Origin of the sequence: Nocardiopsis listeri (genome assembly GCF_020741345.1) — a bacterium.
Lineage (GTDB): Bacteria > Actinomycetota > Actinomycetes > Streptosporangiales > Streptosporangiaceae > Nocardiopsis > Nocardiopsis listeri_A.
Map to the genome: position 1 here is coordinate 1 of NZ_DYZD01000320.1, position 9632 is coordinate 9632.

The following is a 9632-nucleotide window of genomic DNA, read 5'->3' on the forward strand; positions in this document are numbered from 1 at the left end:
CAGTCCCGCCGCCGTCAACCGCGACAGGGACCGGGATCTGCGCTCGACGAGGGCGAACAGCCCGTTCGTGATGGTGGCACGGTTCATGATGCCCAAGGTTAGGTCGCCGGTTCCCCCGCGGGCGTCGGCCGAAGGTATGAGGCGAGCCTGCGGGTGCTCGGCTTTTCGGTGGATGTGCGCGAAGTGGTGCGCGGGTGACGCTGGACCCTTCGTTGAAACCGAAGGGGGCGCCACCTTGACCACAGCCACGAACCCGGACGCCGCGCCGGTCGGCGGTGGATCCGCACCGGCCGTACCGGATCGGGGTCGACGGGTGGCGTTCCTCGACGTCGCCCGCGCGATCGCGATGATCGGCGTCGTCCTGATGAACGCGACCGCCGTCGTCTTTCCGGCGGAGATGACCGGTGAACGTGGGCCGAGCGTTCTCGCGTCGGCCCTGGACACCGGGGTGTCCCTGCTCATGTCCGGCAGGGCCCGGGCCATGTTGATGGTGCTGCTCGGGGTGGGAGCCGTCCTGGCCTGGGGATCGGTCGCCCGTCGTGGTGGGCGTCCCCTGGTGACCATGCTCCGCAGGTACGTCGCCCTCGGTGTGCTCTTCGGAATCCCGCACCTGCTGGTGTTCAGCGGGGACATCCTCACCCACTACGCGATCACCGCGCTGTTCCTCGCCCCGTTGCTGCCGCTGATGACGGCGGGGGCGCCGAACCGACCCCTGTGGTTCGCGCTCGGGTTGTTCCTCGCCTCACCGGTATTCGAGCCCTTCGTGGGTTCGGAGATGGTCCAGAGCATGGTGATCGGACCGATCCCGCAGACCCTCGGGTTCTTCTGCGTGGGCGTGTGGCTGGCCCGGCGCCCCGAACTCTCGCCGGACTTCACGGGACCGAACCGGCTCATCGCGCCGATGATCTGGGGCGGACTGATCGGACAGGTCCTGGGCATGGGGTTGCTGATCGGCTCCGGCCTGCTCTTCCCGAGGGAGGTCGGGCCCGACGGTGTCCCGGTGTCGGGCCCCGACGGCATCCCGGTGACCCCGCTACCGGCCGAGATGTCGGTGAACCTCTCGTCCACGCTGGCCGGCCTGGGCGGGGCCCTGTTCTACCTGGGTCTGGTGTGGTGGCTGCTGGGCCGTAACGGTGCCGCGGCCAGGGCCCTGGGCGCGCTGGCGCCGCTGGGCCGCATGACGCTCACGGTCTACCTGGGCAGCACCGCGGTGTTCCTGCTGATGAAGCCCTTCGAAGGCGAGGTGCCCATGCTCGCGCAGTACGCGCTGGCCACCGGCTACTTCGTGGTGATGGCCCTGGCCGCCCGCCTGTGGCTGAGCCGTCTTCGACTGGGCCCCCTGGAATGGGTCTGGCGTGGCGTCACCTACCTTCGCCCCCAGGAACTGCGCCGCGAGAGACCTGCGGTGCCGGAGCCGGACAGGTGAGAACGGCGGGGCCCATGGTTCCGGCGTGAGGATTCAGCCCCCGGCCACGGAGGGCAGCAGCCGAACGTCGGAGCCCTCGTGGACCGGGGCGTCCAGACCGCCCGACGCCCGGCACTCGTCCTGGTCCACGAAAACGTTCACGTACCGGCGCAGCTCACCGCGGTCGTCCCGGATCCGCCGGTCCAGCCCAGGATGGCGGTCGGTCAGCGCGTCCAGCACTCCGCGCAGCACCGTGGTGTCGCCGACCTCCAGGGGCACGTGCGCGGCCCCGTCGGCGTCGGCGCGCAACAGCCCCGGCAGGTGTACGGTCACCCGCATCTTCACACCTCCACCGCGCGTACGGACAACACGTCGGGAAGGTGTGCGGTGACCTGGTGCCAGCGATCGGCGTTGTCCGTGGTCGCGTACACGTCGCCGTTGCGGGTGCCGAAGTAGAAACCGGGCACGTCCGCTCCATCGGTGCAGGCCGCGTCGCGCAGCACGATCCCGAAGTAGGGGTCCCGTGGCAGACCGTCGTCGACCGCCCGCCACGTGGCCCCGGAGTCGTCGGTGCGGTAGGCGCTCAGCCGGTTGTCCGGTGGCAGGTGCACCTCCTGGCTCACCACCGGGAAGTTCCACGCCGACTCCGGGCGGTGCGGGTGGGCGACCACGGCGAAACCGAAGTCGGTGGGCAGACCCGACTCGATCCGGCTCCATCCTTCGGTGGCGGGTGCGAAGCTACGGTAGACCCCGTGGTGGTTCTGAGCGTAGAACGAGCCGTCGGAGGCCGCCGCCACCCGGTGCACGCATTGGCCGAACTCGGGTTCCTCGTCTGGAAGGAACCCCGCGGAGATGCCCCTGTTGGCCGGCGCCCAACTCGCGCCCGAGTCGGCGCTCTGGTAGACACCACCCGTGGACATGGCCACGGTGATGGCCTCGGGTGAGCGTTCGCCGGCGCCGAGCGTGCCCGGCAGGATCGTGTGGATCGCGCCACCGCCCGCACCGGGGAACCATTCCGCCCGATGGGGGTGCTCCCACAAGGCCCTGACCAGGGTGAAGCCGTCGCCACCGTCGGTGGAGCGGAACAGCGCGTGCGGTTCCACGCCGGCGTAGACGGTGTCGGCGTCGTCGGCGAACGCGAACTGCCAGGCGCGGGTGAGCGAGGCCTCGGTGTCCTCGGGGAAGCGGATCGGTGCCTCGGCGGGTTCGGTCCAGGTCGCGCCGAGGTCGTCGCTGTGCCAGACGCCGGGCCCGAAGTGCCGGCTCTCGGTGCCGGCGAGCAGGCGTCCCGAGTGCGGGTTGATGCCAATGGTGTACACCGGACCCATCCCGGCGTCGTCGGCCTCGTCGAGTCGGTGCGGGCCGTTCGGTTCCCATGTGCGCCGGTCTTCGCTGCGCGCGGTGAACAGTCCCTTGCGTGTGCCTATGAGCAGGAGATATGCCATGTCGAACCCCGTGGTGTGATCTAGGTCTCCACTGTGACACGGGGCAGCGACGATCGGGGAGTCCCGGCCGGGGGTATCGGAGAGTGAAGATCGGATGTCCGGTACGTGCCCATGGGCGACTGATCGCGCCGTGTGCGGGGGTTCCGGACGCCTCGGAAAGTTAATAGTTAGGATCCTGAACGATTTCCCCTCGATGTTTTATGCGAGGTTCCAGGGAACTCACGGGAAAAGGACGCCCCTGAGAGGCATAACTTCCGCCAGGGGGGAACCCTTTCCGGGCAGGGGTTCCCCGGTTAGTGGAAGGCGGTTGTCACTCCCATACCTCTTTGCAATAAAATCCCGGGCCAACCGGTGGTTACCCGAAGCTCCCCCAGGCCCACGGTCGCCGGTCGTATCCCACCACTTCAACAGCCCGGACGACTTCCCGCTCTCTCGGACTCGCGGTCCGTTTCGGGACCACTGTCCCTATGGACGGTCCCGCGTACCAAGAAGTACCGAGTTCCCATCGATAGGGTCGCCTCATGCAACACCCCCCGGACACGCTCCACGCGCGCAAACGACGTAAGGCGCGGGCCATGATCGTGTCAGCCGCCTTCCAACTCTTCTCCGAACACGGATTCGACAACGTGACCGTCGCGGCCATCGCCGAACGGGCCGAGGTCGGCCGGACCACCTTCTTCCGGTACTTCGGCGACAAGCAGCAGGTCCTCTTCGCCGACGACGCCGCCGAGGTGGACCACATGTGCGCCTATGTTCGGGACAAGGCCGGACGCCCGCCCGGCACCGACCTCGCCGCGGCGATCGGCCTGATCCGGGAGGCCGGTGCGGTCGCCCGGCCCTACGCGTCACTCTCCCCGGCGCACTCGGCGGTGCTGGTCCGCCTGCTCCGGGAGAGCGTGGACCTGCGTTCCCGCTACCTGCTCACCCGACAGCAACGGGCGCTCCGTCTCGCCGGAGCCCTGGTCGAGGCGGGAACGGAGGAGAGCACCGCGGTCCTGGCCGCACACACCGCCATGGCCTGTGAACTCACCGCCATGAAGCTCGCCGACAGTCCGGACGCCTTCCCGCACCGCATGGACGAGGCGCACCGGATGCTCCGCACCTTGGGGAGCTGAACCGACGAAGGGCCGTCGACTCAGACGTCGTACTCGCGTACCAGACCGGTGAGCCGACGACCGAAGAACACCACCACGACGAGGCCGACCACGCTCACCAGCGTGTAGGGGACTCGGAGTGCGTCGGCCTGGCCCAGTGCAGGGGCCAGGGAGGCGACCAGGACGCCACCGGCCGCCATGCCCACGGCGCTCATACCCCAGCCCACCGTGCGCATGGCGGCGTTCACCCGGCCCAACAGGTGGTCGGGGGTGACGCGCTGTCGGATCGAGGTCATCGCCACCGAGTAGCCCATCACCAGGCCGCCGGAGAGGAAGTACGCGGCGGCCACCACCGGCACGTTCGGGAACACCGCCACCCCGAGGTACAGCACGGCGACGGCCGCCAGGGACCAGACCGGCAGGGTCCCGTGCGGCAACACCGAGCGCAGCCACGCCACCGACTGTCCGCCGACGATCGACCCGACCGCTGCGAAGGCCATCAGCAGACCGAATCCGGTCGGTCCCGATCCCAGGGTGTCGCGGACGAACAACACCTGGGTGGAGAGCAGGGTCGCGTACGCGGTGTTGAAGAACACCGAGATGATCGCGACCGCCCGAAGCAACGGTCGGTTCCACAGCGCCTGAACGCCCTCGACCACGTCGGAGAACACTCCGCGCATCCCACGCCCGGCGGGAGCCTTCGGGTGTTCGGTGGTCCGCACAGGGATCCGCGCCAACGCCACCACCGACACCAGCAGGGCCGCGATGTTGAACAGGAACGGCAGGGCCGGGCCCAGCGTCAGCGCGAAGCCGCCCAGTGGACGCCCGACGAACTCCTGCGCCACCACCGCCCCCGAACGGACGTGCCCGTTGGCCCGCTCCAGTCGCTCCCGGGGTACCAGCGCCGGGACGGCGGTCTCCGCCGCGGTGTCGTAACAGACCTCCATGGCACCGAAACAGAACGCGAAGAACGCCAACAGCGGGATCGACGTCCACCCGGTGAACACCACCAGTGCCAGTACCGCCCACAACACCAGGCGGAGGGAGTTGGCGCGCACCATCAGCGTGAACCGGGGCGACCGGTCCACGAACACCCCGGCGGGCAACGCCAACAGCAACCACGGCAGCCGTCCGGCGGTGGCCACCAGGGCCACCAGCGCCGCGTTGTCGGGGGAGAGCGAGGACGCCAGCCAGGGCATGGCGATCATCGCCACCCCGTCGCTCAGGTTCGAGGCCAGGGCGGCGGACCAGAAGGCCCAGAACCGACCGCCCAGGGGTGACGCCGACGTCGGGGCGGTGGAGTCGGACAAGGGGGCACCGGTCCTTCCGTGGAACGCCGTATCAGCCTAGAAGGTGCCCGGGAACGCACCGTGACCGGTGCCGGACGGCCCGTCCCCACCCGTAGGGCCCGTGGGCGTCGGACTTCTCGGCCGTGACGGGCCGATGTCTGCGGCGAAGCGGAGAACTCGGTCCACGGTGGTCTCGAAGGGGATCGTGAGGATCACACGTTCGGGTGCGGGGCGAGCGCGACCCGGTGGTGGCCGTAGGGAAGCCGGGTGAGCGGTTCGGTGACCGTTCTCGGGTGGCTTCCGTAAAGGATTCGTCCTTCCAGGTGGAATTGACGGTGATGGATTTCCGTCCGGGGCGTGGGTCGAGGGATTTTCGGTGGGTGGGTCGGTGGGGTGCTTCGGGATGGGCTTGGGCGAGACGGTCGAACTGTTCGCTGTGGGGGAGGGCGATGGGGCCGGGTGCCGGACGTCCCCGGTGTTCGAGGGTGTGGCCGGAGGGGCCGAAGGCCTCCCGGCGCCTGGCGGCCGCTTTCGGTTGTAACCGTTGCCATGGGAGCGTGCGGGACTTCTTCTTCAATGGGGGAGGTGGTCTCCGCGGATCGCGGTGATCGCGAGGTCGAATTCTGTTTTTCGCACCCTTTCCCGAGAGATGTGTCGGATCTGCGTTTCTCGAAGGTGTTCGTCGAGGCCGTTGACGAAGACGCCCTCGGTGGTCCGGGTGCGGTAGGGCCGCACGCGCGGGTCGTGCAGGGCGGGAAGCACGTCGGCGACGCGGGTGGCGGCGGTGAGCGACACCAAGTGCCGGGTCGAGGGGGCTGGATTTATTAGGACGTCCAACTATATGGTGTCCCCACCGCGGAGTGGGGAAGCCGGTGCGAGTCCGGCGCGGTCCCGCCACTGTGACCGAGGAGGACCCTCGGAAGTCAGGTCACCGCCCGCGGCCAAGGAACCGTGTGATCCACGAGGATGGAGCGAACACGTATGGTCAGCGAGCTGACGCATTTCGTGCAGGGCGAGAAGGTTCAAGGACGATCGGGCGTCTTCGGCGACGTCTACGACCCCAACACCGGAAGGGTCCAGGCGCGGGTGCCACTCGCCGACCGCGCCGAGACCGAGCAGGTCATCGCCGACGCCGAGAGGGCGCAGGTCGAATGGGGTTCCTGGAGCCCGCAGCGCAGGGCCCGGGTCCTGCTCCGCTTCCTGCAGCTGGTCGAGAGTGAGCGTGAGACCATCGCGAGGGCCCTGTCCGCCGAGCACGGCAAGACCGTCGCCGACGCCCACGGTGACCTCCAGCGCGGCCTGGAGGTGGTGGAGTTCGCCGCCGGCATCCCACACCTGGTCAAGGGTGAGTTCACCGACAACGCCGGTACCGGCATCGACGTGCACTCCTTGCGCCAGCCCTTGGGTGTGGTCGCGGGCATCACCCCGTTCAACTTCCCCGCCATGATCCCGCTGTGGAAGGCCGCGCCCGCGCTGGCCTGCGGTAACGCCTTCGTGCTCAAGCCCTCCGAACGCGACCCCTCGGTGCCGTTGATGTTGGCGGAGCTGTTCGTCGAGGCCGGTCTGCCCCCGGGGGTGTTCAACGTGGTCAACGGTGGCAAGGAGGCCGTGGACACCCTGCTCACCGACCCGCGGATCGCCGCCGTGGGGTTCGTGGGCTCCACCCCCATCGCGCAATACGTGTACTCCACGGCCACCGCGCACGGTAAGCGCGCCCAGTGCTTCGGCGGCGCCAAGAACCACATGATCGTCATGCCCGACGCCGACCTGGACCAGGTCACGGACGCGCTGATCGGAGCAGGATACGGGTCGGCCGGTGAACGCTGCATGGCGATCTCCGTCGCGGTCCCGGTGGGCGAGGAGACCGCCGACGCCTTGGTCGCCAAGCTCAAGGATCGCATCGCGGGGCTCCGGGTGGGCGCCTCCGACGACCCCGACGCGGACTTCGGTCCGTTGGTCTCGCGGGAGGCACTCCAACGGGTCGACGACTACGTCGCGTCGGGCGTGGAGGAGGGCGCCGAACTGGTCGTGGACGGTCGTGGTCACACCGTGCCCGGCCACGAGGAGGGCTTCTTCGCCGGTCCGTCGCTGTTCGACCGGGTCACCCCCGACATGCGGATCCACCGGGAGGAGATCTTCGGGCCCGTGCTGTCCGTGGTGCGCGCCGCCGACTACGAGGAGGCCCTGCGTCTGCCCAGTGAGCACGAGTACGGCAACGGAGTCGCCATCTTCACCCGTGACGGTGACACCGCCCGCGACTTCTCGCACCGGGTGAACACCGGAATGGTCGGAGTGAACGTGCCCATCCCGGTGCCGATCGCCTACCACACCTTCGGCGGTTGGAAGCGGTCCGGCTTCGGCGACCTCAACCAGCACGGACCGGACTCGATCCGCTTCTACACCCGGACCAAGACCGTCACCTCGCGTTGGCCCTCCGGGGTCAAGGAGGGCGCGGAGTTCACGATCCCGGTCGTCCGATGAACGCCGCGCTCACCGACGAACAGCGCGCCCTCGCCGAGACCGCGCGCGCCTTCGCCGACGAGCACCTCGCACCGCACGCGGTCGAGTGGGACCAGGCCAAGCACTTTCCCGTCGACGTGCTCCGCAAGGCCGCCGAACTCGGCATGGGCGGTCTCTACGTCTCCGAGGAGTTCGGGGGCACCGGCCTGAGCCGGATGGACGGGGTCCTCGCCTTCGAGGCGCTGGCCACCGGGTGTCCCTCCGTGGCCGGGTACCTGTCGATCCACAACATGGTCGCCTGGATGATCGACCGCTACGGTGACCACGCCCAGCGCGCCCGGTGGGTGCCGAAGCTGTGCACCATGCAGGCCCTGGGCAGCTACTGCCTGACCGAACCCGGAGCCGGGTCCGACGCCGCGGCCCTGACCACTCGGGCGGTCCGCGAGGACGACCACTACGTCCTGTCCGGTGCCAAACAGTTCATCTCCGGGGCGGGCGCCTCCGAGGTGTACGTGGTCATGGCCCGCACCGGCGGCGACGGGGCCGCGGGCATCTCCGCGTTCGTCGTGCACCGCGACGATCCCGGGGTGTCCTTCGGGGCCGACGAGGCGAAGATGGGCTGGAACGCCCAACCCACCCGACAGGTCCTCCTGGACGGGGTCCGCCTGCCCGCCGACCGACGGTTGGGCGCGGAGGGCGACGGGTTCCGCATCGCCATGAACGGCCTCAACGGCGGCCGTCTCGGTATCGCCGCCTGCTCACTGGGCGGTGCCCGGCGGGCCCTGGAGGACACCGTTTCCTACCTGGGTGAACGCGAGGCCTTCGGGGTCGCCCTCATCAACGCCCAGGCGCTGCGCTTCCGGTTGGCGGAGATGGCCACCGAACTGGAGGCCGCCCGCTCCCTGCTGTGGCGGGCCGCAACGGCCCTGGACGACGGTGCTCCCGACGCCGCCCACCTGTGCGCCATGGCCAAGAGGTTCGCCACGGAGGCCGGCTACACCGTCGCCGACCACGCCCTCCAGTTGCACGGGGGGTACGGCTATCTCGCCGAGTACGGAATTGAGAAGATCGTGCGTGACCTGAGGGTGCACCGAATCCTGGAAGGAACCAACGAGATCATGAGCCTGATCATCGCTCGCGGACTCACCGGGGCCGCCTGATGTCCGACTCCACCATCGATGCCACCGCCCCCGCCGACGACACGGTGCTCCTACGGGTCGACAAGGGGTTGGCCCACGCCACCCTGAACCGGCCGCGCGCCATCAACGCCCTCGACCACGACATGGTCCTGGCCCTCGCCGAGGCCCTCGACTCCTGGGAGAAGGACGAGTCCGTCTCCGTGGTGCTCGTCGACGGTGCCGGCGACCGGGGTCTGTGCGCGGGCGGCGACATCCGCGCCATCCGCGCCAGCGCCGTCGACGGCGATGACGGCGCCGCCCGCTTCTGGCGGGACGAGTACCACCTCAACGCCCACATCGCCGGTTACACCAAGCCCTACGTCGCCTTCATGGACGGCGTCGTCATGGGCGGCGGTGTCGGGGTGTCCGCGCACGGCGGCGTCCGTCTGGTCACCGAGCGCTCCAAGGTGGGCATGCCGGAGACCACCATCGGGTTCGTCCCGGACGTGGGCGGCACCTTCCTGTTGTCGCGGGCGCCCGGAGAGACCGGTACCCACCTGGCGCTGACCGGTACGCCGATCGGGGCCGCCGACGCCCTGTACGTCGGTCTGGCCGACCACTTCGTGCCCTCCGAACGGCTGCGCGACCTGGCCGCCGCACTCACCGGCCTGGACTCGCAGCGCGCGGTCACCGAGGCGGTGGGTCGGTTCGCGGAGATCGCGCCGGCGGGCACGCTCGCCGACCGGCGCTCGTGGATCGACTCCTGTTACTCCGCCGACACCGCCGAGGAGATCATCGAACGGCTGCGCGCCCACGGGGAC

At 69.5% G+C, this 9632-nt stretch carries 9 protein-coding genes and 1 riboswitch; of the genes, 5 read left to right on the forward strand and 4 right to left on the reverse strand.

The features are described 5' to 3' along the window. The first annotated feature begins 235 nt into the window (after positions 1 to 235). Positions 236 to 1426 (forward strand): DUF418 domain-containing protein, encoded by a 1191-nt coding sequence (locus K8V84_RS17150; RefSeq protein ID WP_304076114.1) that lies wholly within the window; start codon positions 236 to 238, stop codon positions 1424 to 1426. Between the two features lie 33 nt (positions 1427 to 1459). Here K8V84_RS17150 and K8V84_RS17155 read toward each other — a convergent pair whose 3' ends face one another. Both K8V84_RS17155 and K8V84_RS17160 read right to left on the reverse strand, forming a co-directional pair. Next, positions 1460 to 1744: a MoaD/ThiS family protein gene (locus K8V84_RS17155; protein ID WP_304076115.1), complete on the reverse strand. Its 285-nt coding sequence runs from the start codon at positions 1742 to 1744 to the stop codon at positions 1460 to 1462. Positions 1745 to 1746: 2 nt separating this feature from the next. Beyond that, on the reverse strand, positions 1747 to 2850 hold the full coding sequence (locus K8V84_RS17160; protein ID WP_304076116.1) for an exo-alpha-sialidase: 1104 nt from the start codon (positions 2848 to 2850) through the stop codon (positions 1747 to 1749). Positions 2851 to 3371: 521 nt separating this feature from the next. Between K8V84_RS17160 and K8V84_RS17165 the strand changes: the two genes are divergently transcribed. Next, positions 3372 to 3965: a TetR/AcrR family transcriptional regulator gene (locus K8V84_RS17165; RefSeq protein WP_304076117.1), complete on the forward strand. Its 594-nt coding sequence runs from the start codon at positions 3372 to 3374 to the stop codon at positions 3963 to 3965. Positions 3966 to 3985: 20 nt separating this feature from the next. On the opposite strand, the gene K8V84_RS17170 is transcribed toward K8V84_RS17165, so the two are convergent. Both K8V84_RS17170 and K8V84_RS17175 read right to left on the reverse strand, forming a co-directional pair. Further along, positions 3986 to 5254, reverse strand: a complete 1269-nt coding sequence (locus K8V84_RS17170; protein WP_304076118.1) for an MFS transporter — start codon at positions 5252 to 5254, stop codon at positions 3986 to 3988. 552 nt (positions 5255 to 5806) lie between these two features. Next, positions 5807 to 6028, reverse strand: coding sequence for a hypothetical protein (locus K8V84_RS17175; RefSeq protein WP_304076119.1), 222 nt, complete (start codon positions 6026 to 6028; stop codon positions 5807 to 5809). Between the two features lie 30 nt (positions 6029 to 6058). Beyond that, a riboswitch (cobalamin riboswitch) is annotated at positions 6059 to 6187 on the forward strand. 27 nt (positions 6188 to 6214) lie between these two features. Between K8V84_RS17175 and K8V84_RS17180 the strand changes: the two genes are divergently transcribed. The 3 genes from K8V84_RS17180 to K8V84_RS17190 form a co-directional block, all read left to right on the forward strand. Then, complete coding sequence (locus K8V84_RS17180; RefSeq protein ID WP_304076120.1) at positions 6215 to 7714, forward strand: CoA-acylating methylmalonate-semialdehyde dehydrogenase; 1500 nt, start codon at positions 6215 to 6217, stop codon at positions 7712 to 7714. After that, positions 7711 to 8853, forward strand: coding sequence for an acyl-CoA dehydrogenase family protein (locus tag K8V84_RS17185; protein ID WP_304076121.1), 1143 nt, complete (start codon positions 7711 to 7713; stop codon positions 8851 to 8853). The genes K8V84_RS17180 and K8V84_RS17185 overlap by 4 nt, the downstream gene beginning before the upstream one ends. Continuing rightward, positions 8853 to 9632: 3-hydroxyisobutyryl-CoA hydrolase (locus tag K8V84_RS17190; protein WP_304076122.1), on the forward strand; the 780-nt coding region annotated here is incomplete at its 3' end. The genes K8V84_RS17185 and K8V84_RS17190, both read left to right, overlap by 1 nt.